This is a genomic window from Paenarthrobacter sp. PPS72 (assembly GCF_048537125.1).
Taxonomy (GTDB): Bacteria; Actinomycetota; Actinomycetes; order Actinomycetales; family Micrococcaceae; genus Arthrobacter; species Arthrobacter nitroguajacolicus_E.
In genome coordinates, this window is the sequence record NZ_JBLYIE010000036.1 from 1 (window position 1) to 24,432 (window position 24,432).

Annotated in this window: 23 protein-coding genes; 10 read left to right on the top strand and 13 right to left on the bottom strand. The window is 62.9% G+C overall.

Annotation, left to right across the window (positions count from 1 at the left end; all coding sequences use genetic code 11):
- Positions 1 to 164: 164 nt before the first annotated feature.
- Positions 165 to 335, bottom strand: coding sequence for a hypothetical protein (locus ACLRGI_RS14865; RefSeq protein ID WP_178994140.1), 171 nt, complete (start codon positions 333 to 335; stop codon positions 165 to 167).
- Positions 336 to 514: 179 nt separating this feature from the next.
- Entirely contained in the window at positions 515 to 655 is a 141-nt protein-coding gene (locus tag ACLRGI_RS14870) for a hypothetical protein (protein ID WP_419202398.1), read from the bottom strand.
- A gap of 178 nt (positions 656 to 833) precedes the next feature.
- On the opposite strand from ACLRGI_RS14870, the gene ACLRGI_RS14875 reads away from it, so the two are divergent.
- Positions 834 to 2,867 carry a rhamnogalacturonan lyase gene (locus ACLRGI_RS14875; protein ID WP_419202399.1) on the top strand — a complete coding sequence of 678 codons (2,034 nt, stop codon included), beginning with the start codon at positions 834 to 836 and terminating at the stop codon, positions 2,865 to 2,867.
- A gap of 83 nt (positions 2,868 to 2,950) precedes the next feature.
- Here ACLRGI_RS14875 and ACLRGI_RS14880 read toward each other — a convergent pair whose 3' ends face one another.
- Positions 2,951 to 3,607 carry an SRPBCC family protein gene (locus ACLRGI_RS14880; protein WP_419202400.1) on the bottom strand — a complete coding sequence of 219 codons (657 nt, stop codon included), beginning with the start codon at positions 3,605 to 3,607 and terminating at the stop codon, positions 2,951 to 2,953.
- Positions 3,608 to 3,820: 213 nt separating this feature from the next.
- On the opposite strand from ACLRGI_RS14880, the gene ACLRGI_RS14885 reads away from it, so the two are divergent.
- From ACLRGI_RS14885 to ACLRGI_RS14895, 3 genes are all read left to right on the top strand, one after another.
- Positions 3,821 to 4,183 carry an ArsR/SmtB family transcription factor gene (locus ACLRGI_RS14885; RefSeq protein ID WP_419202401.1) on the top strand — a complete coding sequence of 121 codons (363 nt, stop codon included), beginning with the start codon at positions 3,821 to 3,823 and terminating at the stop codon, positions 4,181 to 4,183.
- A complete protein-coding gene (locus ACLRGI_RS14890) occupies positions 4,180 to 4,677 on the top strand; it encodes an SRPBCC family protein (protein WP_419202402.1) in 498 nt (165 codons plus the stop codon). The genes ACLRGI_RS14885 and ACLRGI_RS14890 overlap by 4 nt, the downstream gene beginning before the upstream one ends.
- A 101-nt stretch (positions 4,678 to 4,778) precedes the next feature.
- Positions 4,779 to 5,357, top strand: a complete 579-nt coding sequence (locus ACLRGI_RS14895) for an adenylate kinase (RefSeq protein ID WP_419202403.1) — start codon at positions 4,779 to 4,781, stop codon at positions 5,355 to 5,357.
- Here ACLRGI_RS14895 and ACLRGI_RS14900 read toward each other — a convergent pair.
- The 4 genes from ACLRGI_RS14900 to ACLRGI_RS14915 are packed head-to-tail and all read right to left on the bottom strand — an operon-like array spanning position 5,354 to position 8,790.
- On the bottom strand, positions 5,354 to 6,097 hold the full coding sequence (locus ACLRGI_RS14900; protein WP_419202439.1) for a glycosyltransferase family 2 protein: 744 nt from the start codon (positions 6,095 to 6,097) through the stop codon (positions 5,354 to 5,356). The genes ACLRGI_RS14895 and ACLRGI_RS14900 overlap by 4 nt on opposite strands.
- A 2-nt stretch (positions 6,098 to 6,099) precedes the next feature.
- Positions 6,100 to 7,452, bottom strand: coding sequence for a PIG-L family deacetylase (locus tag ACLRGI_RS14905; RefSeq protein WP_419202404.1), 1,353 nt, complete (start codon positions 7,450 to 7,452; stop codon positions 6,100 to 6,102).
- Positions 7,446 to 8,561 (bottom strand): acyl-CoA dehydrogenase family protein, encoded by a 1,116-nt coding sequence (locus ACLRGI_RS14910; RefSeq protein ID WP_419202405.1) that lies wholly within the window; start codon positions 8,559 to 8,561, stop codon positions 7,446 to 7,448. Before ACLRGI_RS14910 ends, ACLRGI_RS14905 begins: the two co-directional genes overlap by 7 nt.
- Before the next feature lie 25 nt (positions 8,562 to 8,586).
- Entirely contained in the window at positions 8,587 to 8,790 is a 204-nt protein-coding gene (locus tag ACLRGI_RS14915; protein WP_419202406.1) for a hypothetical protein, read from the bottom strand.
- 256 nt (positions 8,791 to 9,046) lie between these two features.
- Here ACLRGI_RS14915 and ACLRGI_RS14920 point away from each other — a divergent pair, with 256 nt between their 5' ends.
- Both ACLRGI_RS14920 and ACLRGI_RS14925 read left to right on the top strand, forming a co-directional pair.
- Positions 9,047 to 11,332: a SulP family inorganic anion transporter gene (locus ACLRGI_RS14920; protein ID WP_419202407.1), complete on the top strand. Its 2,286-nt coding sequence runs from the start codon at positions 9,047 to 9,049 to the stop codon at positions 11,330 to 11,332.
- 252 nt (positions 11,333 to 11,584) lie between these two features.
- Entirely contained in the window at positions 11,585 to 12,181 is a 597-nt protein-coding gene (locus tag ACLRGI_RS14925; RefSeq protein WP_419202408.1) for a DnaJ family domain-containing protein, read from the top strand.
- Positions 12,182 to 12,274: 93 nt separating this feature from the next.
- On the opposite strand, the gene ACLRGI_RS14930 is transcribed toward ACLRGI_RS14925, so the two are convergent.
- A complete protein-coding gene (locus ACLRGI_RS14930; protein WP_419202409.1) occupies positions 12,275 to 13,600 on the bottom strand; it encodes an ammonium transporter in 1,326 nt (441 codons plus the stop codon).
- Between the two features lie 173 nt (positions 13,601 to 13,773).
- Entirely contained in the window at positions 13,774 to 15,000 is a 1,227-nt protein-coding gene (locus ACLRGI_RS14935; RefSeq protein ID WP_419202440.1) for an MFS transporter, read from the bottom strand.
- 166 nt (positions 15,001 to 15,166) lie between these two features.
- On the opposite strand from ACLRGI_RS14935, the gene ACLRGI_RS14940 reads away from it, so the two are divergent.
- Positions 15,167 to 15,898, top strand: a complete 732-nt coding sequence (locus tag ACLRGI_RS14940; protein WP_419202410.1) for a glutamine amidotransferase — start codon at positions 15,167 to 15,169, stop codon at positions 15,896 to 15,898.
- Between the two features lie 703 nt (positions 15,899 to 16,601).
- On the opposite strand, the gene ACLRGI_RS14945 is transcribed toward ACLRGI_RS14940, so the two are convergent.
- From ACLRGI_RS14945 to ACLRGI_RS14960, 4 genes are all read right to left on the bottom strand, one after another.
- Positions 16,602 to 18,227: an FAD-dependent oxidoreductase gene (locus ACLRGI_RS14945; protein ID WP_419202411.1), complete on the bottom strand. Its 1,626-nt coding sequence runs from the start codon at positions 18,225 to 18,227 to the stop codon at positions 16,602 to 16,604.
- On the bottom strand, positions 18,224 to 19,279 hold the full coding sequence (locus ACLRGI_RS14950; RefSeq protein ID WP_419202412.1) for an alcohol dehydrogenase catalytic domain-containing protein: 1,056 nt from the start codon (positions 19,277 to 19,279) through the stop codon (positions 18,224 to 18,226). The genes ACLRGI_RS14945 and ACLRGI_RS14950 overlap by 4 nt, the downstream gene beginning before the upstream one ends.
- Positions 19,280 to 19,288: 9 nt before the next feature.
- Positions 19,289 to 19,651, bottom strand: coding sequence for a YciI family protein (locus tag ACLRGI_RS14955; RefSeq protein WP_419202413.1), 363 nt, complete (start codon positions 19,649 to 19,651; stop codon positions 19,289 to 19,291).
- A gap of 112 nt (positions 19,652 to 19,763) precedes the next feature.
- Positions 19,764 to 20,660 carry a LysR family transcriptional regulator gene (locus ACLRGI_RS14960; protein WP_419202414.1) on the bottom strand — a complete coding sequence of 299 codons (897 nt, stop codon included), beginning with the start codon at positions 20,658 to 20,660 and terminating at the stop codon, positions 19,764 to 19,766.
- 79 nt (positions 20,661 to 20,739) lie between these two features.
- Between ACLRGI_RS14960 and ACLRGI_RS14965 the strand changes: the two genes are divergently transcribed.
- The 3 genes from ACLRGI_RS14965 to ACLRGI_RS14975 all read left to right on the top strand — a co-directional run bounded on the left by ACLRGI_RS14965 (position 20,740) and on the right by ACLRGI_RS14975 (position 24,432).
- Positions 20,740 to 21,549 carry an IclR family transcriptional regulator gene (locus tag ACLRGI_RS14965; protein ID WP_419202415.1) on the top strand — a complete coding sequence of 270 codons (810 nt, stop codon included), beginning with the start codon at positions 20,740 to 20,742 and terminating at the stop codon, positions 21,547 to 21,549.
- Between the two features lie 234 nt (positions 21,550 to 21,783).
- Positions 21,784 to 23,142 (top strand): MFS transporter, encoded by a 1,359-nt coding sequence (locus ACLRGI_RS14970; RefSeq protein ID WP_419202416.1) that lies wholly within the window; start codon positions 21,784 to 21,786, stop codon positions 23,140 to 23,142.
- A gap of 129 nt (positions 23,143 to 23,271) precedes the next feature.
- Positions 23,272 to 24,432 (top strand): Gfo/Idh/MocA family protein, encoded by a 1,161-nt coding sequence (locus ACLRGI_RS14975; protein ID WP_419202417.1) that lies wholly within the window; start codon positions 23,272 to 23,274, stop codon positions 24,430 to 24,432.

Genomic DNA, 24,432 nt, shown 5'->3' on the forward strand with positions numbered 1-24,432 from the left:
ACGCACCAACCCCCGCGTCGTCAAACGAAAGATGTCCGGCTGGCAACTCAAACGGATACCCAAACCCGCCTAAGTAAACGGTATTGGGGCTAAACGCAAGAGGACGATCGCTGGAACCCAAAGGAGGGTCCCGGCGTCGTCCTCTTGCTTAGTGCTTGAGCTGCTTAGCGGTTCAGGCTGACCGTGAAGGTCTTGGGACCGCTAAGTGTTACCGCGATCCCGCAGTTTTCGGCGGCGGCGCGGTGTGAAAGGGATTCGATAGCGGCATCGATGGTGTGGTCGATTGCCGACTTGTCCCAGATTTTCAGCGTGATGGAGTCAGTATGTGTCGTCATTGTCAGTACTTTCACTCAGGCCGTTAACAGCCCCAAGCTTCTTCGCAGGGGCCGCATCCTCGTCGGTGAGGATTGCTGATTCAGCTTGTATGGGAACGAATTCCCTCATTCATGGTTCATGCTGCCCACCACGGTTGACAAGGGAATCCGGCCAAGTGTGACCGATTACACGTTGCTCATTACTCCGTGTAACCCTGCGGGCTACGGTAACCGGGGCTACCGTACCGGCGGGCTGCAAGTCCAGCGTGTACACCACCAGCTGCACCTTCGGCACCGGCCGTTCCTTCCCGGCGGTTCGCGAGCATGGGCTTCGTGTTCATTTCCTGTCAAACCCTTGACCGGGCTGTGGAACCGCTGGTAAACCTTGTTGTCGGAAAGCGTTTTCTCGCAGCTCCGCTCCTATAACCACTCATCTGAGGGGCGGTCGAGTACCTCTGTGTGAAACGTTCCAAATAGAGTGGCAGATCCCCTGCCACTCTGCATCAAAGGAGATGTTCTTTGGCTTACCCCTCGAAATGTTCCTACCGCAGTACCCGTGGCCGTGGATGGAGGGCCCTACCCTCGGCGGCCTCTGCTTCACTCGCCGCTGCCGCCATCACGCTGACCGGCGCCCCGCTCGCCCAAGCAGCCCCCGCCCAACTCCCGCAGGCAGCGCAAGCCGGCCTCCCCGAGGTTGTACTTACCGCGAAGGATCCATCCACCCTCAAGCGGCAAGTGGAGAACCTGGACCGGGCACCGGTTGCTGTTCTGACTGACCAAGGTGTCACGCTGAGCTGGCGCATGCTTGGCCTGGACAATGACAGTATCGGCTTCCAGGTTCTGCGCGACGGCGTAAACATCACGCCGGAACCCTTGCGCAGTACAACCATGTTCGTAGACCCGAATGGCACTCCAGCGTCCAGCTACGTCATCAAAACGGTCGGCAATGGCCAGGGGCAGGACAAGCTGAGCGAAGCCGTCACGCCGCTGGCGCAGAACTATATGGCCATCAAGCTGGACAAGCCGGCAGACGGAGTGACCCCTGACGGAAAGCCGTACACCTACTCCGCCAACGATGCGACAGTGGCGGACCTCGACGGCGACGGAAAGTATGAGGTAATTCAAACGTGGGCGCCGTCCAACGCCAAGGACAACTCCCAATCCGGCTACACGGGCAATGTGTACGTGGACGCCTACAAGCTGGACGGCACCAAGCTGTGGCGCATCGACCTGGGCCGGAACATCCGCGCCGGCGCGCATTACACCCAGGTTTTGGCCTACGACTTCGACGGCGACGGCAAGGCTGAGGTCTCCCTCAAGACAGCGGACGGCACCCGCGACGCGGCAGGAACTGTGATCGGAAACGCCGACGCCGACTTCCGCAACAGCGCTGGATACATACTGTCCGGCCCCGAATTCCTGACCGTCTTCCAGGGTGAGACGGGCACCATCATGGACACCGTGGCCTACGAGCCCCCGCGCGGTGCCGTCAGCGGCTGGGGCGACAACTACGGAAACCGAGTGGACCGCTTCCTGGCCGGAGTGGCGTACCTCGACGGTGAACGTCCTTCCATGATGTTCAGTCGCGGCTACTACACCCGGACCGTTCTGGTCACCTACGACCTCGTCAACGGCAAGCTCGTGAAGCGCTGGACCTTCGATTCAAGCCTTGCCGGCGATGAATACAAGGGCCAGGGCAACCACAACCTGTCCGTCGCGGACGTGGACCAGGATGGCAAAGACGAGTTCATCTTCGGGTCCATGACCATTGACGATAATGGGCAGCCGCTTTACAACACCAAGCTCGGCCACGGCGATGCCATCCACACCAGCGACCTCGATCCGTCCAGGCCCGGGTTGGAGACGTTCGCCGTCCACGAGAGCATGGGCCAGAGCGGCAATCGCGGAGCAACCTTCCGCGACGCTGCCACCGGTGAAGTCCTCTGGAGTATCCCCGCCGCCAAGGACACTGGTCGCGGTGCAGCGGGCGACATCGATCCCCGGTATGCCGGGGCGGAAGGATGGGCCGTCGGGGGTACGGCGGCTTGGGATTCGCGTGTTGGCCAGCTGAGGTCGGCCAAAGGCGAGCTGATCTCCGAGAAGATTCCTGCTGCGAACTTCCTGGCATGGTGGGATGGCGACTTGCTTCGCGAAGTGGTGGACCACGACTATGACGCAACCTCGTTTACCGGGGTTCCCACCATTTCCAAGTGGAACTGGGAAACCGAGTCCAGCGACCGGCTGCTGACGGCGGAGGGTGCACGCAGCAATAACACCACCAAGGGCAACCCGTCCATCCAAGCTGACATCATGGGTGACTGGCGTGAAGAGATCGCCTGGCCATCCACGGACAGCACCGAGTTGCGGATCTACACCACCACCGCACCCACCGAGGTCCGGCTGCGGACCCTGATGCATGACACGGTCTACCGCACGGCTGTGGCACGGGAGAATGTGGCCTACAACCAGCCTCCGCAACCGAGCTTCTTCATCGGTGAAGGTATGCAGGCTCCGGCAGCTCCCGCCGTCGTCTACACGGGCGCGAAGAAGTAACCCACTGAAGCAACGCGGGGTCACCTCGGCACCCTTTCGGAGCCTTTAGGGGGCCGAAAGTGACCCCGCGTTGCTACTTCGCGCTACCGTTGGCCCGGGAGTCCGCCGCTCTGGGGCGGGATGAAACCGAGTCCCGGGCCCCGGTCCTCATCATTGCGCTCCGCGGCGCTGCGGGTGTCGCTGTCCGCTGTTCCGTCCGAGTCCCCGTCCACGTCCGCCAGCCCGTTGGTTTGGTCGAAGGGGTGGGTGACGGGGTCAACGATCGGTGTCTCCCGGGCAGCCTCCGGAGCCGCAGGGCTGGGGGAGTCGGCTGCCGTCTCGGGTGCCTGCTTCTCGATGTACTCCTTGAACTTCTTCAAGTCGGACTCAGCCTGCCTTTCAACAATGTGCAATTTGTCGCCCAGGAATTCGAGGACGCCATGCGGTTCGTATTCCAGGGACAAGTGCAGGGATGTCTGGCTGGCCCCGGCTTCCTTGAATTCAACCCAGCCTGCATTCTTGGCACCCTCCACGGCGGCCCATGCGACGGCACGGTCCACGTCCTGCTGAACGATCCTGGCTTCCCAGCGGCGATGGACGCCCGCTATTTCGGCCACCCATTCCAGCCTGTCGTCGCTGAGCCGTGTCACGCGTTCAACCCCGCCCATGAAGTGCGGAAACTCCTCGAACTTGGTCCACTGCCTGTAGGCCGTACTGACCGGAACGTTGACCATGATTGTCTTGTTCACTTTCGTGGTCACGATTTCCTCATCCTCCTTATTAGATATTGATCAGCATACTTACATTATCGAGCTTTTTGGAGGGTAAATACACTGCCCTGAGTCGACATCGCGGGAATGGTGCCAGGTCTGAGGAGTCTTCCGGCGAACTCGCAGCCATCCGGCGATCTCGCGCACCATGCCTTACCTCAGAACCATTGACACCTCGACAACCCGGCGATATCGTACAACCAAATGGTTGTAGATCAGCTCCGCGCACGTCTTTCCGACGACGACACAGACCGCCTGTTCCACGCGTTGGCAGATGCCACACGCAGGGATATCGTGGCCCGGGTGACGGTGGACGGGTACTCGGTCTCGGGGCTTGCCGCGCTCTACACCATGAGTTTCGCGGCCGTGCAAAAACATGTCGCGGTCCTGGAACGGGCCTCCCTGGTCACCAAGGAAAAGCGTGGCAGGGAGCAGATTGTGCGGGGAAATCACGAGGGGCTTCAAAAAGCCCGGCACCTGTTGGATCAACTCGAAATGATCTGGCGGCAACGCGCCGGCCGGATCGCGGACATACTCACCGAAGATGATGAAAGGGATCTGCCATGACTGTTGTCAGCGTAAACAAGGATGTTGAGGCCCTGAGCTTCAGCATTGTCGCTGAGTTCGATGCCGATGTGAAACGCGTCTGGAGGATCTGGGAAGACCCCCGGCAGCTGGAGCGTTGGTGGGGACCGCCCACGTGGCCTGCCACTTTTGAGAAGCACGAGTTCACCGTTGGTGGGAAGGCCGCCTACTACATGACCGGACCGGACGGTACCAAGGCGCGGGGCTGGTGGAAGTTCACGGCCGTCAACGCCCCGGACCACCTTGAGTTCGATGACGGCTTCGCGGACGAGCAAGGCGAGCCCGTGGATGACCTGGGCATCACTCACGCCACCGTGAAACTCGAGCCCCTGGAAAACCGCACCCGGATGACCATTACCTCCACCTTCGACTCCGAAGAGCAAATGCAGAAGATGGCAGAGATGGGTATGGAAGAAGGGATGCGTGAAGCCATCGAGCAAATCGATGGGGTCCTCACGGAATCAGCCAACGCCTGACGGCTGAACCACCAGCAAAAAGACGCCGACGACGGCGGGTGCCTCCCGTCGTCGTCGGCGTATGGTTAAGTCCCGGCTGCCTCTCGGAACGGACCAGTGTCATGGCGCGAATGATCATCATGGGCCCTCCTGGTTCGGGCAAGGGCACGCAGGCGGAGCACATCGCGCGGCATTTTGGGATTCCTGCCATTTCTACTGGTGAGCTGTTCCGCGCCCACGTCCGCGATAAATCGGAGTTGGGTGCTGAAGCCAGCGGGTATATGGATCGTGGAGAGTTCGTTCCGGACCATGTCACCACGGCCATGCTGAGGGTACGGCTTGAAGAGGCGGACGCCAGTGAGGGCTTTCTTCTGGACGGCTACCCCAGAACCGTTATCCAAATTGGTGCGCTGGACGAGATGCTCGCTGATCGGCAGCAAACCCTGGAAGTGGTTCTCGAACTAACGGGTTCAGATGATGAACTGATTGCCCGGATGCTGCTCAGGGCGCAGGAAGAGGGACGGGCCGACGATACGGAGCCCGTGATCCAACGCCGGCTGGAGCTGTACCGCGAGGAGACGCAGCCGGTGCTGACGGCGTACGCGCACCGCGGAATTCTGCTCACCGTTGATGGGTCGGGCCAGCGGGAAACGATCACGAAGACCGCGATCGCCGTGTTGGAGGGCGCCCTGACGGGCTAGCCGCTTACGGCTGCTGGAATGTCAGTTGCCAGTGAGCGAAGGTGGGCGGCGAATCCTTCCGGAGCCCGGGCGAGTGTGCGCCCTGACGTGAGAACCCGGATGCTGTCCGTAGCTGTCACGGTGAAATCCTGGTGGCGAAGCCGTTCCACCAGGACACGGTCCTCGTGGGTCCGCAGCTTGGGAAAGCCGCCAGCCGCGAGATAGGCGGAGGCGCGGATGCCCAGGTTGGCCCCGTACACGTGAGGGTGGTCCTCCCGAAAGGGGTGCAGGTCCAGCCAGCGCCTCAGCACCCTGGGGTCCATGTCCGCCGGGTCGGGTTCCACCGATCCCAGGATGGCGTCGGCGCCGGCGTTAGCCAGTTCCACCTGCCGTGTCAGCCAATGCCGGGGAACAGTGGAGTCGGCGTCGGTGGTGGTAAACCACATGCTTTCGGCTTTCTCCCCAGGCACGCCCTCCAGCGCTGAACGGAAACCGAATCCTCTGCTGGCACCTGTGCTTCGCAGCTTGACGCCGATCACGCGGAAGCGGGGGTCGCCGGAGGTATGTGCAGCGGCAATCTCCGCTGACCGGTCGGTGCAATGATCCAGGACCACCACAAGGCGGGCTTCCATGTCCTGATGCTCACGTTGAAGTGCGTCCGCGGCGGCCTTCAGTGCCACCAGGGCTTTGCCGATGTGTTGGTCCTCGTTATGGGCAGGCATTACCACTGCCACGCTGTTGATCTCCGGTCCTCCCGGCACGGTCATGGCGTGCTGCCCGGAGCAACAAGGACCTCCAGCATGAAGTCCTTTTCCCTGTACAGTCCGTGCGTTGGCCAGCCGAGTTGCTTACGGGCCATTGTGTGGACCGCTTCGGCGTCCAGTTGCCACCCGGCGATGGGGTGCCGCCAATGGCACAAGACAAAGGTGCCGCCCGGGCGGGTGGACGTCCCAATCCGTGTCAGGAGTTCAGCGAGCTCTTCCGGTGAAAGGTAGTAGCCCGTCTCGGATAGCACCACAAGATCGAAGGTGCCATCAGGCCATTCAGCGGGCATAGTCAAGTGTTGTGTCTCGGCTGAAGAATAGGGCAACAACCTTTCGGCTGCTTGGGACAAGGCAGCACTGCTGGCATCCACAGCCAGGAATCTGCTGCAACGTTTGGCGAGTTCCTCACTGAGGGTTCCAATGGAGCAACCTATTTCCAGGCCTGATTCGTAGGATTCTTCCGGCAGTGCGGCAAGGGTCAACGCCCTTTTGCGCCGTTCGTACCAGCTGGTGGTGTAACTCCAAGGATCTCTTTCCCTGGTGTGAACTTCGTCGAAGATCCGCTCCGCGTCGGCGGCTGTGTTGGCCTTGGGTGGATGCCAGGCGAAGGTTTCCCAGGGCCTCTGGAAGTGCTCGAGGAAAGTGTCCGACAGGAGCGTTTCATCGCCCGGTTCGGCGGACAGCGGCTGTGTTTGGGAGGTGTGAGCGAGCATGGCCTTGGACTTGGCCTGCTGATCCTGATCGGTCAACGGCACCCGCACCCAGGACTCCCATGTTGCATCATCCGGTCCCGCCCACAACCAGTACCAGATGGGATACTCCAACAGCCCATGGCCACCCTGTGTCGCGGCTGCCGCGGCCACGCTGCCAAGAGTGTCGTGGTCCGTGTGCCCGTCGTGGCGATAAGGTGCCACGATCGTGACGGCCTCTGCAGGCCTCCCGGCGACCGTTGCCCGGAGGGCGTCCGCGATGACCTCGGTGTGCGCTGCGAGTTGCCCATCCGGAAGTTCCAGAAACCGCCACCTGGCGCTGGGAGCCAGCCCAGACACTGCCGCGTGGAACTCCGTGAGCCGGACAGCGGCAAGCTGCTCCGGCGTCGTGGTTTGCGAATCCGGATGCGAGGCCTCGCCTGCCGTGCAGAGCAGGATCTCCACTGCCGCTCCGGCGGCATGAAGTTTGGCCAGGAGGCCACCGGCCCCGAGGGTCTCGTCGTCAGGATGCGCGGCGAGCACCACAAACAACATGCCCGCGAGCTTTTCCGTGTTCAGCGGCAGCTCCGGCAGGGCGACAACTCCGCTGGCAGCCCATTCCGACTCCGACGTGCCGGTGTCCGCGTGCGAGAAAGCTACCAACTGCGGTCACCTTTCAGGGTCAGGGCGCCCAGTTGGGCATCGTCCCGCATGGCGTGATGCTGCCTGATGTACAGCGACAGATCCGCCATGCGCTTTCCATACGCTTCGTCGAAAGCCAACGGGCCGGGGCCCAGGTTCTGCGTCACCAGTTCTTGGACACGCTCGACGGCGGCGGCAACAGTTCCGCGCACACGGAGGGCTTCGCTCCAGGCACTCGGGCTCTCAGGGTCTGAACCCTCCAAATCGCCGGCGTCGATGCGTTCCGCAGTGACGGCGAGATAGCCGGTAGCGGAGGTGATGAGCCGATCGATTTCGCCCAAGGATGCCAGTGCAATTTGGTCCGGTTCGCGGCCGTTGTCGGCAGCTGTGTTCAGGGTTACCGCAAAGTGGCGAGCCACCGAGACGGCCCCGCCCAGCCAGCACGCAGCCACGCCCATGCCACCCCAAGCGAAGCCTGGACGCCGGAAATACCAGCGGTTGTGGCCCACGGGCCGGGCTGCGACTTGGTCGAAGTGAACTGTTCCGCTGGGGATTTCCTGCAGTCCCCGGCTGGTCCATTGAGGCGTTTCGCAGGAAACTCCGGAGGCCTTCAAATCCACGGCGAAGGCGGCCCGGCTGTTGTCTTCCAGGTGGGCCGTGATCACGGCAGCCTCCAGCTGGGCGGCCAGTGAGCACCAAGGCTTTGATCCGTTCAGGACAAAGTTGCCGTCAGCATCCCGCTTGGCTTCGAGCTTCATCCCGGCGCCTTCCGCTGCGAAGACTCCCCATGCTCCTTGTTGTTGGGCTTCGACTCCGGCTTGGGCTTCGGCTTCGACTCCGGCTTGGGCTTCGACTCCGGCTTGGGCGAGGATCGCGAGAGCATCGAGGTGCGGTTCGAGCACTCGCCCGGCCGCGACATCCACGGCTGTCACGGAAGCCAGGAACTCCCAGAGTTTGGCGGTGTTTCCCTCGCCGGGCTTCGGAGCTGTGCGCCCGATGTCCTTGGCAATGGCCAGCAATTCCGGTACATCGCCCACTGCCGTCAGGACTTTTTCGAGCACGGGCTCCAAGGCTTGCAGCTGCGCGGGCTCGGAACTGATGCGGACGGGCTGTGGGTGGGGTTCGGTCATGAGACCCAGCCTATTCTAAGGTGCCTTAGGGTCTTGCCATGTTGGGCGTACAGCGAACGACGGCGGTAGGTTCCCGCCGTCGTTCGCTTTGCTTTGTTTCTTGGTGCTGGATGATCAGGTTCATGGCGTTCCAGCCGGAGCCGACCAGGCCGCGGGGGAGCCAGCCGCTCTTGCCGTTGCCGGGGTAGAGCCACAGGGCGCCACCAGCGTCACGGGCCAGAAGATCCACGTTGCCGTCGCCGTTGATATCACCGATGAGGACGTTCCCGCAGTGAGGAGGACAAGAAGCCCGGCAGCAGGGCGTCTCCCGCTGGTGCAGACAGAATCCCGGACCCCTAACGAGCTCCACCCCCACGAAAGTTCCCTTTGGTCCTCATATGAAGCCGTCTATTCACAGCTTTTGTCATGCTTGTCACATATCCTTGTCATTAACGGTGACAGATTCCGTAGCTTGGAAGGGTCAGCACTCCCAAGCTAGGAGACCCATGCCGCAGTCCAACGAATCCGCCACCGTTCCCGCCGACTCACACAGCCCGCCGGGACCCAAATCCCCTAAGCCCACCTTCCTGAGCAACCTAGGCGCGGACCTCCCGGCCTCGCTCGTGGTCTTCCTCGTTGCCCTCCCCCTTTCCCTGGGTATCGCCGCAGCCTCGGGTGCTCCGGTGATGGCCGGCCTCATTGCCGCAGCTGTCGGCGGCATTGTTGCCGGTAGCCTGGGTGGCTCCCCGCTGCAGGTGAGCGGCCCCGCCGCCGGACTGACCGTCGTCGTTGCCGGTCTGGTAGACGAGTTCGGCTGGCAGGTGACGTGCGCCATCACCGCTGCTGCCGGCGTCGTGCAGCTACTCATGGGCGTCAGCCGCCTAGGCCGGGCCGCGCTGGCCGTGTCACCGGTGGTGGTCAAAGCGATGCTGGCTGGCATCGGAATCACCATCATCCTGCAGCAACTCCATGTGCTTCTCGGTGGGCAAGCCGCTGGATCCGCCATCGAGAACCTCACTGCACTTCCAGCAGCCATCACCAACGTCGAGCTGCACTCGGCCCTGCTGGGACTGGCCGTCGTCGCCATTTTGCTGACCTGGAAGTTCCTCCCCGCCGCAGTTCGGAAGATCCCAGGCCCGCTGGCCGCAGTCGTCGCCGTGACGGCACTGTCCGTCGCTGTCGCGCCAAGCGTGGAGCGCATCAGCTTCAGCGGCTCCATCTTCGACGCAATCGCACTTCCCAGCTTGCCTGACGGGAACTGGCGCGCAGCCGCCATGGCCGTCATCACCGTGGCGCTGATCGCGAGCATCGAGTCGCTCCTCTCCGCCGTCGCCGTGGACAAAATGGGCGGCTCGCGCACCAACCTGAACCGGGAACTCGTCGGTCAAGGGTCAGCGAACGTCGTCTCCGGCATGCTCGGCGGACTCCCGGTGACCGGCGTGATCGTCCGCAGTGCCACCAACGTTGAAGCGGGCGCCAAGAGCCGCACCTCAGCCATGCTGCACGGCGTGTGGGTCCTGGTCTTCTCCGCGCTCTTCGCAGGCCTCATCCAGTTGATTCCTTTGTCCGTGCTCGCGGGGCTCCTATTGGTGATCGGGGCCAAGCTCATCAAAGTTGCGGACATCCGCACCAGCCTCCGCACCGGCGACCTCCTCGTCTACAGCGTCACCTTGGTCTGCGTTGTGGCGCTCAACCTGCTCGAAGGCGTCATCATTGGCCTGGCATTGGCCGCCCTCTGCGTGCTCTGGCGTGTGCTCCGGGCGCAGATCCAGGCACATGCCCCTTCTGCTGAGGCGCTGCCATGGCGCGTTACCATCGCCGGCTCGTGCAGCTTCTTCGCGCTGCCGCGGCTCAACCGTGTCCTCCACTCCGTGCCCGAACGTCGGGACGTGGTGGTGGAACTCAACGCCGACTATCTGGACCATGCCTTCCGCGAAGCCTTGGTCGCCTGGCAGAAGCAGCAGCGCAACACGGGCGCGTCGGTGGTCCTCGAGGAACACGGCACCACTGCTTTCAGCGACGCCGAGGACAACACACCGCAGCGCCAGGACCCGCGCGAATTCCCGCTGCCGCCCCGAACGTCCTGGTTGCCCTCCGGTGACGGTTCAACATTGGACGACGACGACGACGGGCGGCTGCCGCTGCGGTCCATCCTCCTGGGCATCGACAAATATCACCGGCGGCACGCTGACAAGGTCCGTCCGCTGGTGCAGGACCTCACCGAAGGGCAGAATCCGGACACTCTCTTTGTTGCCTGCGTCGACTCCCGGGTGAACCCCAACCTGATCACCAGCAGCGGACCGGGCGACCTCCTCACGCTCCGGAACATTGGCAACGTCGTGTGCAACGACGGCAGCGATGCTTCGATCGACTCTGCGCTGTCCTTCGCCGTCAAGGGCTTGTCTGTGGACTCCATCGTGATCTGCGGACACTCCAACTGTGGTGCCATGAAGGCAGTTATTGCCGATGCCGAGGGTGCCGCGCCTGACATGGGCGCTGGTTTTGATACATGGCTGGAGCATGCCCGGCCGAGCTACGCTTCGCTGATGGCCGAGCACCCTGTAGCGCTTGCTGCGGCGGCTGAAGGCTACAGCCGGCTCGATCAATTGAGCATGGTGAACGTGGCCCTCCAACTCCGGAAGCTGGAAGATCACCCAGTGACCGGCCCGGCCCTGGCTTCCGGTCAGGTTCAGGCCACTGGCTTGTTCTACGACATTTGCACGGCACGGGTTGTCCTGGTGACGCCGGTGGGCATCGAGCAACTGGATCCGGGCATGGCGGTCCGGGCTTAGTTCAGCGGGGGCCTTCCGCGTCCACGTGCCGCCACCACCCACTTTGAGCTGCTTCAGCCCCGACACACCCCCCCATTGCGGCGTGTCGGGGCTGCTGCGATTTCCTGGTGGGTGGTGGCGGTACAGGGTGTGCCGCGGGTTTCAAACAACAGGCGCCGGGGTACGGGATTAACCACGGCAACGTGCGGAATACTGGATCCAGAACCACGATTTCCGGCAGGCGAGGGCTGCCGTGTGAGGAGGTGGCGGGACGTGAACGCCGAGAACAACGCCTTCAGGCGGAAGCTCGAACGGGGTGCGGAGTTGCGGGCGGTGCGGTCCTGGGGCGGTAACGCCGAGGAAGATGCAGAGCTTGAGGCCGCGGATGCCGAAGAGCGCGAGAAACGCCGCAAGGTAGACGACGCCGCCCGGGTTGAGTACCTCATCCGGGACGCCATGAACCAAGGAAAGTTCGATAACAACAAGTACGCAGGCAAGCCCATTCCCGGCTTGGGGGAGCACTACGACCCCGACTGGTGGGTCAAAGGGCTCATCCAGCGCGAACGCCTCAGCGGGATCGGTCCACCCGCCATTTTGCTGCGGATCGAGGACTCGGAGCTCGACGCCAAGCTGGACCAGCAGTACACGGACAAGCAGGTCCGGGACATCCTCGAGGACTTCAACAAACGCGTGGTCGAGGCCCGGCGCCAGCTGCAGGGTGGCCCTCCTGTGATCACCAAACTCCGTGATGTGGAGGTTGAAGTGGAAAAGTGGCGGGAACGCAGGGCCGCGGCAGCTCCGCCGGAGCCGAAATCCGCGCCCGAAACCAAACGAACGTGGTGGCAGCGCCTCTGGAACGGCTCCGGCTGACCCAAATGCGACCTAATACAGGCGGGCGACGCAAAACAGCGGCCGACGGCGAAACCCAGGTTCCGCCGTCGGCCGCTGTTCAGCGTGGCTGCTTTAGGCGAAGCTGTCTTCCTTGGCCTCCAGGGCGGCTGCAGCGGGCTTCCGCTTGATCAGCGCCGACAGGTGCGACTGCTGCTGGCGGAAGTGGCCGTGGGCGGTGAGGCCGAACTCGTAGGCGGACTCGGCGTGCTGGGTGAGGTCAACACCGGTGACTTCGTGGTCCAGCGGCACCCGGAATCCGATGGTCTTGTGAATGGCCCGGCCGATCACCAGCGTGCACAGACCGGACAGGGCGATGGTGATCAACACGGCAACCGTCTGGGCAATGAGCTGCTGGGGACCGCCGCCATAAAGGAGGCCGCCGGCAGTGCCCTCGGTGGGGAAAGCGATGAAACCCAGGGACAACGTGCCGATGACGCCGGCGCCGAAGTGCACGCCCACCACGTCCAGGGAGTCGTCGAAACCGAACCTGTACTTCAGGTCCACAAACACTGCGCAGGCGGCACCGGCTACAAGGCCCAGTCCCAGTGCGGCGAGCGGGCTGATGTTGGCGCAGGATGGCGTGATGGCCACCAGGCCGGACACGACGCCGGACGCCGCACCCAGCGACGTCGGGTGTCCGTGACGGATCTTCTCCACGACGAGCCAACTGAGCATTGCCGCTGCCGGCGTTACCAGGGTGTTGATCCAGATGAGTCCGGCCTGCTCAGCCGTGGTTGCCGCGCCGCCGTTGAAGCCGAACCAGCCGAACCACAGGATGGCCGCGCCAATCATGATGAACGGGACGTTGTGCGGGCGGTGGTTGGGGTCCTTGGCGAATCCGTGACGCTTTCCCACGATCAGTGCGAGGACGAAAGCGGCGGTTCCGGAGCTGACCTCAACCACTGCGCCGCCGGCGAAGTCGATCACCTGTCCGAAGATTTGGGTCACGGCACCCCCGGCGCTCATGAGGCCACCGCCCCAGATCATATAGGCCAACGGGAAGTACACCACTGTGATCCAGATCGGGACGAACAGTGCCCAAGCGCCGAACTTGGCGCGGTCGGCGATCGCGCCGCTGATCAGGGCCACGGTGATGATCGCGAAGGTGGCTGCGAAGCCTGCCTTGATGAGGTCGGGCGACCCCATCAGGTCCTGCAGGCCGAAGTGCGCAAACGGGTTGCCAAACAGGCCGAGGAAACCGTCGCCAGTGGTCATCGAGTAGCCCCACAGGATCCACACCACGCCAACGATGCCCGCAGAGATGAAGCTCATCATGATCATGTTGAGCGCAGCCTTGGCACGGGTCATGCCACCGTAGAACAGGCCGAGGCCGGGGGTCATGAACAGCACCATTGCCGCCGATAACATCATCCAGACGTGTTGCGCAGAGATCTCCACCTGCGTTCCCTTCTCATTGAGCCTGTCCGAAACGGGGCCGTTGTTCCGGCCCGCGCCAACCCCCCGATCAATATTCGGTGAGCTATGTTTCCGACTCAGAAGAGCTAAGTTGCAGGTAAGTTACAGAAATCCCCAGTTCGTGAAGATCACGTCACCACCGTGTTTCGGGGACGTTAACGGCGCTTCTCCCGGGGTCCGGCGGGATAGCCTCCGCGACGGCTCGCGATGATGATCACCAAGGCAATCGCCGTGGGCAGGGCCGCAGCCAAGGGCACCAGTTGAGCCCCCACCGAGGTCAGTGCAAAAGCTCCATAGACAGCACCGACCGCGATGCCCAGCTGAATCGTCACCACGGTGAGGCCGTTGGCAGCGTCCTTGTGCTCACCACCGGCGCGAAGAATCGCGGCCTGGTTGTAGATGCCCACCGCACCGAACGCGATGCCCCACAGTGTCATCAGCGCAAAGGCGCCAACCCAGGTGCCGCCCAACGCAGGCAGCAGGGCGAAGGCAAGTGTCAAGAGTCCGACGGCGGCAATCACCGAGGTGCGCGGGCGCGAGTCCGCCGTCATGCCGGCTATCCAGATCCCCACCAGGCTGGCGATTCCCACCACGGAAAGGGAGATGCTCGTGGCGGATTCGGGCAGCCCGGACGCGAGCAGGAACGGCGCCACATAAGTGAACAATGTGAAATGGGCCAGCAACAGGAGCGGCCACGCGATGGCGATGGCCACGACGCCGGGCAGTTTCATGGCTGCCCGAAGGGACGGCGTCTTCTGGCTGGCTTGGTCATGCGCCCCCGGAAGAAGCCAGAAGGCCAATGCAGCCAGGAGCGCACCCACCCCCGCAAGGACCATGAAGGAGGCCCGCCAGGTCATGAGTGAACCCATCAGCGTCCCGATGGGAGCGCCGACGGCCAACGCGATGCTGTTCCCGCTGAACACAACAGCCATGGCCTTCCCCACGGAATGCGCGGGAACAATACGTGCCACATAGGGCGCCATGCTGGACCACAACATGCCGTGGGCGATGCCGCCAAGGAGCCGCGCTCCGATCGCCCAACCCAGCGTAGGGCTGAGTGCCAGGAGCACATTGCTGAGCGCGAACGCCAGAACAGTCGCGATCAGCAATGTCTTCCGGGGAACCCGTCCAGCCAGGAACCGGGAAAGCGGCAGAGCTGTGAAGACAATGATCGCCGCGTAGACCGCCGTGAGTGAACCGACAGCCGACTCGTCCACTCTGAGGTCCCGGCTGATTTGGGGGAGGAGGCCCGAGGGCAGGAGTTCGGTGGTCACTGCAGTGAAGCCGGCAGCCGCCAGCACCAGGAGTCCGCCCCAAGGGATCTTCTTCGGTTGTTGCGTTTCAGCACGCGACGCCTCGGATGATGACGTCCCGACGACCATGGGGTCCTGCTTCAAAAGATGGCTCCTCTGGAATGAGTCATGAGTATTTCATGGGGTTTCCTACAACGTTATGCAGCCACGGCGATGCAAGGGAGTCTCTGTCAGAAACCCCCTCCTGCTGGCAACACACTTTGTCCCTCAGCCATTCCTCGCGCAGACTGGGCCTGTGAAGCCCTTTCTCTTGCTGGCCACCCGTGCCGAAGACGCCGCAGCCGACGACGAGTACCAGGCGTACCTCCGGTACTGCGGCCTGGAACCCGAGGAACTGGTCCGGATACGGCTGGAATCCGGGCCTTTGCCGCACTTGGAACTGTCTGATTACTCCGGCGTGATTGTTGGCGGCAGCCCCTACACGTCCAGCGATCCTGTGGAGGAGAAGAGCGCGGACCAGATCCGGGTTGAGTCGGAACTTTCCTCGCTGCTGGACCGGATCGTGGCTGAGGACTTCCCGTTCCTGGGCGCCTGCTACGGCGTCGGCACACTGGGAGTGCACCAGGGCGCGGTGATTGATCGGCGTTTTGGTGAACCCGTCGGGGCAACTCAGATCACGCTCACAGCCGAGGGAGAACGCGATCCCTTACTCAGCGGCGTTCCGCATTTTTTCGAGGCGTTCGTTGGGCATAAGGAAGCGTGCAGCCAACTTCCCGAACACGCTGTGCTGTTGGCCAGTTCCGAGGCGTGCCCGGTGCACATGTTCCGGATCAAGAACAACCTCTATGCCACCCAGTTCCACCCTGAACTGGACGCCGACGGCCTGATCACCCGTATCAACATCTACAAGAACGCCGGTTACTTCCCGCCCCACGCAGCCGACGACCTCATCGCCACCGCCCGGCAATCGTCCGTCACGGAACCCATGCGGGTGCTCAGGAACTTCACGGAGCGCTACGCGCGCTAGCCCCTTTTGTTAGGGCCCGCTTGTTGTGGGGCCTGCTTTGCGCGTTTCGACGACGGGATGCCACGCAGAGTGGGCCTCCCAATGTGGGGGGGTGTTGTGGGGCCTGCTTTGCGCGTTTCGACGACGGGATGCCACGCAGAGTGGGCCCCGCAATGTGGGGTGGGTTTGTTGTGGGGCCTGCTCTGCGCGTTTCGACGACGGAATGCCACGCAGAGTGGGCCTCCCAATGTGGGTGTGTTTGTTGTGGGGCCTGCTTTGCGCGTTTCGACGACAGGATGCCACGCAGAGTGGGCCCCGCAACGTGGGCCCCGCAACGTGGGTGGGTTTGTTGTGGGGCCTGCTTTGCGGTGCTTCTTTGGGGAATGCCACGCAGAGTGGGCCTCCCAAAGGTGGGTGGGTTTGTTGTGGGGCCTGCTTTGCGCGTTTCGACGACAGGATGCCACGCAGAGTGGGCCCCACAACGTGGGTGTGTTTGTTGTGGGGCCTGCTTTGCGGTGCTTCTTTGGGGAATGCCACGCAGAGTGGGCCTCCCAATGTGGGTGTGTTTGTTGTGGGGCCTGCTTTGCGCGTTTCGACGACGGAATGCCACGCGGAGTGGGCCCCGCAATGTGGGTGTGTTTGTTGTGGGGCCTGCTTTGCGCGTTTCGACGACGGAATGCCACGCAGAGTGGGCCCCACAACGGGGGGTGTCACCAAGGTGTGGCTACTTGAGCCGGGCCGCCAAGTCCTCCCCGACAACGAAGGCCCGCGTGATGGCCGAACCCAACGTGGCGCCGCCGCCGGGGTAGTTGTTGCGGAACACGCCGGCCGAGACGTTGCCCGCCGCGTAGAGTCCCGGGATGGGGAGTTGCCGGTGGTCAAGCACCCTCCCTGTGAAGTCAGTGGCTAAGCCGCCCGACGTCCCCAGCACCCCGGCGTGGATAGGAACCGCGTAGAACGGGGCGGCCAGAAGAGGCGCCAGGCAGGGGTTGGGAGAATTGCCGGCGTCACCCAGAAAGCGGTCCTGCGGGGTGGCGCCTCGACCGAACTCCGTGTCCACGCCCAGGGCGGCGTCAGCATTGAATCGCGCAACCGTGGCATCGAGCCCCTCCGGATTGATGCCCACTTCCAACGCCAACAAATCCAAACTCGGCGCGGACACCATCCACTCAGCGGGCTCGCCCGGAGTGGACCCCGCCACAGGGTACTTGGCCAGGTAATTGGCATCGAACACCAGCCATGCCGGGTTGTTCTGTTGCCGTCCGGTGTGAGGATTGATGGACGCGAAAACCCGGCTGGCATCGTGATAGTTGAGGGCTTCGTTGACGAAACGCCTGCCGTCGCTGTTCACGGTGATGGACCCCGGGAGCGTCATCTCCACGTTTCCCATTCGCCCTGAACGCTGCCCGTCATACTGATGGGCCGCCGTCGAAATGACTGGAACGCCCCACACCGCCGACATGTCCTCCACAGCCGCCCCGATCTTCAGCCCAAGTTCCAGGCCGTCGCCTTCGTTGGACGGTGCGCTGATGGGCGTCACCGGATAGGGCAGGAAAGCGTTGCGGAGCCGAGGGTTCCATTCGAACCCGCCCGAGGCAAGCACGACGGCGCTCGCGGTCAGACGCGCTTCAGCAACACCGCCGAGACGCACGTTCCATCCTGTGCCGGTTGGCGACAATTCCTCCACAGGACTGGACGCCACGATTTGCACTCCACGGTCCAAAGCGCTCGCAAGGAGGTTCCCCACGAGTGCACCGCCCATCGTCCGGATTCCGGCGGAGGCCCGGCGGGAGAGGAGCGCAGAATCGGCGGCACGTCCGTTCAGTTCATCCCGCTCTGTCATGGTGAGCAGCGGGAAATAGGACGACGGACGGATCAGCTGTGACAGTCCCGGATAGTCCCGGGGATCGAAGGCGTTGTTGTCCAGGCCCCGGCCACCGTTCGCGGCACCTTTCCACTCCATGTGGTAATCCGGACGGGCGATCGGAACCATGGACACCTGGGTGTTTGCGTTGAGGAATTCCACGGCCCGCGGTGCTGTGGCCACGTACCATTCAATTTCTTCCGCCGACATCACATGCCCGGCGGCCTCGGTAAGGTAAGCGACGCCGTCGGCATGGCTGTCCTGGTAGCCGGCGGCCTTTGCGAGGTGATTGTTCGGTGCCCACATCACGCCTCCGCCGGCAGCGGTGGTGCCGCCCAGCAGGGCAGCCTTCTCCACAACAAGTACGCCCAATCCAGAATCCGCCGCGCGGACAGCAGCTACCAGCCCGGCGGCACCGCTGCCCATGATTACGACGTCGTAGCTGGACTTGAGCTGGTCGGGTGCGGTGAGGTTCGGGGTGCTCATGCGGAACTCGCCGCGGGCATCTGAATGAGGATCTTGCCGATTTTTTCCGTACGGCCCTGCATGAGGCGGTAGGCCTGCTGGAGATCTTTGAGATCGAAACGGTGGGTCATCAGCGTTTGGGCCTGCCCCGGGTGCCGCGTCAGTAGGGCGAGGCCATCCGGGATGAGGTTCAGGCTCATGCGGCTTCCCATGATGTCGAGTTCCTTGTACGGGATGTCCTTCATGGAAACGGTGGCCTGCCTGGGGGAAATGCCCACCTGAACGATCCGTCCTGCGCTGGCTACAAGCCGGATGGCGTTCTCCAGCGAGGATGGAACACCTGTGGCCTCGATGACCAGTTGGGGACCGTAGCAGCCGGTCAATGAGTTCAGCCGGGAAGCCTGATGAGTGCCCGGAAACTCGCTCCCGGGCGTGACCAGCAAGGTGTCCGTGGCGCCGAACTCCACCGCGAGATCCAGTCTGTGCTGCTCGGTGTCGGCGCAGATGACATGGACCCCAAGCTCCGTCAGATACAGGGTGGCCAATAAACCGATGGGCCCGCTTCCCAGTACCAGCGCGGTTTCCCCGGGCTCGGGCCTGCCCCGGTTGACTGCCTGCATGGCGATTGACGCAGGTTCTCCCATGGCGGCGATGTCCAGCGGAAGCTCGTCCGGCACTGCGCAGAGCTTGTCCAAAGGAATGCTGATCAGTTCACTCAGGGCCCCGTCGGAGTAGCAGCCCAGGCAGCCTACGTTTTGGCAGACGTTGTAGCGTCCCGTGAGACACGGGCGGCACTCGCCACAGTAGATGATGGGGTTGACCGCAACGCGATGGCCGATGCTGATGCCCTGCTCTGTGATGTCCCCCGGAGCGAGTGCCTCCACAACCCCGGAGAACTCATGGCCCTGGATGAGGGGCAACTCCGTGGGGTAGTCGTCCTCCCAGATGTGGAGATCGGTGCCGCAGAGGGTGACGTTGTGGACCCGGACCAGTGCGTGGCCCGGTTGAAGGATGGGCTCGGGGGAGTCCCGGAACTCAATGGTTTCCTTGGAGATGGTGATCGCGGAAAGCACTGTGGGACCTCAGTTCTGCGCGGCCGGCTGAGCTGGCTGAAGGGCCGGCTGAGCTGGCTGAACGGCCGGCTGAGCTGGCTGAACGGCCGGGTCCGCACCGAAGAAGATGTTCCACTGGCGCACGGTCCGTTCCTGAATGAGCCCGGCTTGCTGGAAGGGATCCTGGTCCATAAGCGCTTCCACGTCCGCCTTGGACTCCCCGGCAATGATCAGCAAGGCGCCGGGTGCTTCCTCCGGGCCGAAAGGGCCGCTCTTGAGGAGGCGGCCGCCGTCGAACTGGGTTTTAAGGAACTCAACGTGAGCGGGGCGGACCGTATCCCGGTTGGCGGAAGTCGAGTGGGAGTACGCGTAGGTGACAGCGAAAGTGGCCATGAGGTTGTCCTCTTCATTGAGTGGGTGGTGGCTTTCCTCAATGCTGGGCAATCAATTAGGCGTTGTCCAATACTTAATTAGTCTCTAACTATGTGCAAATGCTACATACTGGTCAGTCGGCGGGCGTCGGGAGGACTTGCTCAGCCAACTCCAGCGCTGCCCGGACAGCAGGTGATGTTGCCCCCGGATTCCAGGCGAGGCCGGAAAGAAGCAGGACGTCCTCGCCTTCGAGGGAGAGGAAGACGGTACCCGTCGGCATTATTCCCTTGATTGATTCGGGCATCAGGCTGATGCCCACCCCTCCCGCTACCAAGGAAAGGGCTGTGTACGGATCGGCCACTTCCTGGCTGATTCCCGGCCTGAATCCGGCGGCAGCGCAGGCTGCGAAAGTGACGTCCCGAAGTGTTGAACCTTGGGCGGCCGGCATAGTGATGAAAGGGTCTGCGGCAAGATCTGCCAGGGATACCGAAGATCGCCCGGCAAGCGGGTGGTCAGCGGGAAGCGTCACTCCCAGGCGCTCCGTGGCAATCCGGCGGGTGGCTAAGGAAGGTGCGTCCACGGGAAGGCCGATGAAGGCCAGGTCCAAGGCATTGTTGCTCAACTGCTGCAGGGCTTCCTGGGTCAAGAGCCCGCCGCGCAAGGTCACCTCAAGTTGCGGGTAATGCTGGCGAAGGGCACGCGTCAGCGGTGGAAGCGTGGTGTGGTTCAGCGCTCCGGAGAAGCCGATGGCCAGCTTGCCGTAAACAGTCCCGGTGCCGGAGCTTACTGCCCGCCGGGCCAAGTCCACTTCGTCCAGGATTTTGCGCGCATGGGGCAGTAAGGAATGCCCCGCTGCGGTCAAGGTGACGGACCTGGTATTGCGTTCAAAGAGTGGTGCGCCAAGGCCCTTTTCGAGCTTCCTGATGGTCTGGCTCAGGGGTGATTGGGCCATGCGCAGCCGCTCGGCGGCCCTGCCGAAGTGCAGTTCCTCGGCAACGGCCAGGAACGCCTCAATTTGCCGCAATTCCACAGTGCCTCCCAGGTTTTCCGTGTCCAGTGCAAGGCTATATTGGGTTTGAGGTCCGGGCGGCCAAGAACAACCAGGAGGCATGATGGCTAACTCAGCGTCGGGGGAGTCCGTCATTGAGCGGGTCGTCAAGATCATGGATGCGTTCTCCAAGGGTCAGCCTTGGCTTCCGCTGAAGGATTTGGTTCGGATTACCGGGATGTCCAGCAGCACGGTTCACCGCCTGGCCATGGACCTGGAGGCCAATGGACTCTTGGAACGCAACGCTGCAGGGGAGTTCGGCGTCGGCATGAAGATGTGGGAATTGGCGTCCCGCAGTAATCCCTTGGAGGAGTTCCGGCGTCGCGGTTTGCCGTTCCTGGAAGGCGTTCACGCGGCCGTTCGGGAGCATGTGGCGTTGTCCATCCCGGACGTTGAGACCAACAGCGTGCTTTACCTGGAACGGTTGGACCGGCACGGAACTGTCATGAACCTCGCCGAGGTGGCGGGTCGGCTGGATATCCACACCACGTCCTCAGGGATGGCCATGATGGCGCACATGCCGGGCTGGGTGCAGGACCGTTTCCTGGCCGGGACGCTCGGGAAGACCACGCCGGCCACCGAGACGGATCCCGCACGCTTGCGGAAGAACCTCGCCCTCATTCGGGAACGCGGCTATGCCAGGTTGGTCGGCGTCCTGGTTTCGGAGAACACGGCATATTCCGTGCCCGTGTTCGGCCAGGGCCAGGCTGTCATAGGTGCGATTTCCGTCGTCGTGCCTTCCGTGGATGAAGACGCCGGGCTGATCTTGCCCGTGTTGGTGGCCGCAGGCCGCGGTCTATCCCGGACGATGGGCGCGGAGCGACGACCCTACGGTTCCCGCCCGTGGCTGTCGCACGCGAACCAAGAGTAGTCATCCTGTCCCGTTCAACGGGAAATTTCCCCCCGGCATGTGACCGGGGTCCTACAGTCGATTCCAGAGGAACAATCGCCTGTGATCTGGAGCACACATCCTGAACTCGTCATGAACGGTTACGGGATGGGCCACCCAACAAAGCGGCAGCCGGCGATTCGCAACTCATCTAATTCTTTGCCGGGCAAGGCACCACGGCGGTGCCTCTTCCCGCGCACTCAAAGAGGAGACAGTATGGGAAACGTGCAGCAGCACTCGCCCTCGGAGGTAAACAACCCGGCAGCGCCGGGTGAACACGTGAAAACGCCCAAGAAGGCAGCCCTCGCCTCCTTCCTGGGATCCACGCTGGAGTATTACGACTTCTTCATCTACGGCACCGCCGCCGCCCTGATTTTCCCCAAGATCTTCTTCCCGGGCGGGGACCCCGTAGTGGCACTCCTCGGAGCGATGGCCACGTTCGGCGTCGGATATCTCGCAAGGCCGCTGGGTGGCCTGGTGATGAGCCACTATGGCGACAAGATCGGCCGCAAGCAAGCTCTGATGATCACGCTGGTGATCATGGGCGTCGCCTCGATCGGTATCGGTTTCCTGCCCACGTACGGACAGATCGGCTACTGGGCAACAGCGTTGTTGCTGGTAGGCCGTTTGGCCCAGGGCTTCTCTGCCGGTGCCGAAGCTGCAGGCGCCTCAACGCTCACCATGGAGCACTCGCCGGAAGGCCGCCGGGCCTTCTTCACCAGCTTTGTGATGACCGGGTACGCCTCGGGAATGGTGCTCTCCACAGTGGTCTTTATCCCGCTGGCCGCACTGCCCGAGGACCAGCTCCTCAGCTGGGGTTGGCGTGTTCCGTTCTGGCTCTCGGTTGTGGTCCTCGGCGTCGCTTACTGGATTCGCACCCGCTTGGATGAACCACCCGTCTTCGAAGAAATCGTGGAGCATAACAAGCCCAAGGCGATCCCCGCCGTCGCCGTTTTCAAGACCCAGTGGCGCGACGTCCTGCGCGTCGGTGTGGTGATGCTGTTCTCCGTCATGCAGACCACCTTCACCGTCTACGCCCTGGCCTACGCCACGGGACCGGCAGTGGGCATCGACCGCACCCTCATGCTCACCGTGAACGCTGTAACAATCGGCCTGTCCATGGTGACCATTCCAATCTCCGCCATGATCTCGGACCGCATCGGCCGAAAGAAGGTCCTGCTGGTAGGAGCCCTGGGCTGCGCACTGACCACCATCGGCTACTTCTGGGCCATCAGCGAGCAGAACATTGCCCTGATCTTCCTCTTCGGCTTCCTGAACATGACCGTCTTCTACTCCTGCTGGAACGGCGTGTGGACGGTCTTCTTCCCCGAGATGTTCCCGGCATCGGTCCGATACTCCGGCATGGCGATCGGCAGCCAGATCGGCCTGATCCTGGCCGGTTTCGCACCCGCCATCGCAACGATCCTGGCACAGCCAGGCCCCAACGGGTGGTGGCCAGTAGCGGGCTTCACCATCCTCTGCCTGGCAGCTTCGGCCATCGCCATCATGACGGCCAGGGAAACCTACAACGTCCCGCTCGAGGACCTCGGCAAGCCCCGTACACCACGCAAGTAAGCGGATAGGGCACGACGCCGGGCGGCACCTGCCGTCCGGCGCCGGCCTTGATGCTCCCCTAAGGTCTCCTCCGCTCAGCGGCCCCAAACACCATGTCAACGACTCATGCCCCGAAAGTTGGATAACCCCATGATTTCGTCAGCAACCGCACCCCGCACCTTCCGCGTTGGAATCGCGGGTTGCGGTGCCATTTCCCGGAACCACCTGGAAGCTTTCCGTGCCTTGGACAACGTCCGGATCGTGGGGGTCTGCGATGTAGATCCGGAGAGGGCGAAGGCCACTGCGGAAACCTGGGGCATTCCTAATGCCGTAGTAAGCGTGGCGGAACTCCTCAACCTGAACTTGGACATTGTCTCAGTCTGCACGCCGCACCCCACCCACGAAGAAGTGGTGCTGCAAGCTGCCACGGCGGGGGTGAACGTACTATGCGAGAAGCCCATCGCCACCAAACTGGAATCCGCCGAACGCATGGTGGCAGCCTGCGATGCCGCCGGAGTGCAACTGGGGGTGCTGTTCCAACGCCGCTTCTGGCCGGCGTCGCAGAAAATCCGCGCAGCAATCGACGACGGCACGCTGGGCCGCGCCATCATGGCCCAGTGCTCCGTGATGTTGCATCGTGCCCCGGACTATTACAACCGAGACGCGTGGCGCGGCACCTGGGAGAGCGACGGCGGCGGGGTCCTGATGTCACAGGCCGTCCACCAGATCGACCTCCTCCAGTGGTACTTGGGCGACGTCGCCGAGGTGTACGGAAAGGTGAACACCTACCGGCACGGTGACTATATAGAGGTAGAGGATTCCGCGACGGCGGTGATCACCTTTACGTCCGGAGCCATGGCAACGCTGGAGGCTTCCACCGCGGTTTCGCCCAACCTGGGAATCCAACTGCGCATCACGGGTGAAACAGGTGCTTCAGCCTCCCTGACGGAGTTTCCCGAAGGCAGCGACGGTCGCCTGGACCTTTGGGCGGTAGGCGAGCGAATCGTCGTCGAGCCTGTCCACCCGGAAGGCGTGGAACCGAACGTTGATCTGTCCATCATCAACGCTCAGCTGATCCCGTTCCACAAACTTCAGGTCCAGGATTTTGTTCAAGCGCTGGAAACCGGGATGGAACCGGCCATCACCGGAAAAGACGCCCTCAAGTCGTTGCGGATCCTGCTCGCAGTCTACGAATCCTCACGCACCGGCCAGCCCGTCCGCTTCGCACCCGTCCACCCCGCCCATGCAGCCATTCCCGCCACCGGCGCAGCGGCTAACCAGCTGCGAAGCCGTGAGAAGGTGGCCAGCTAA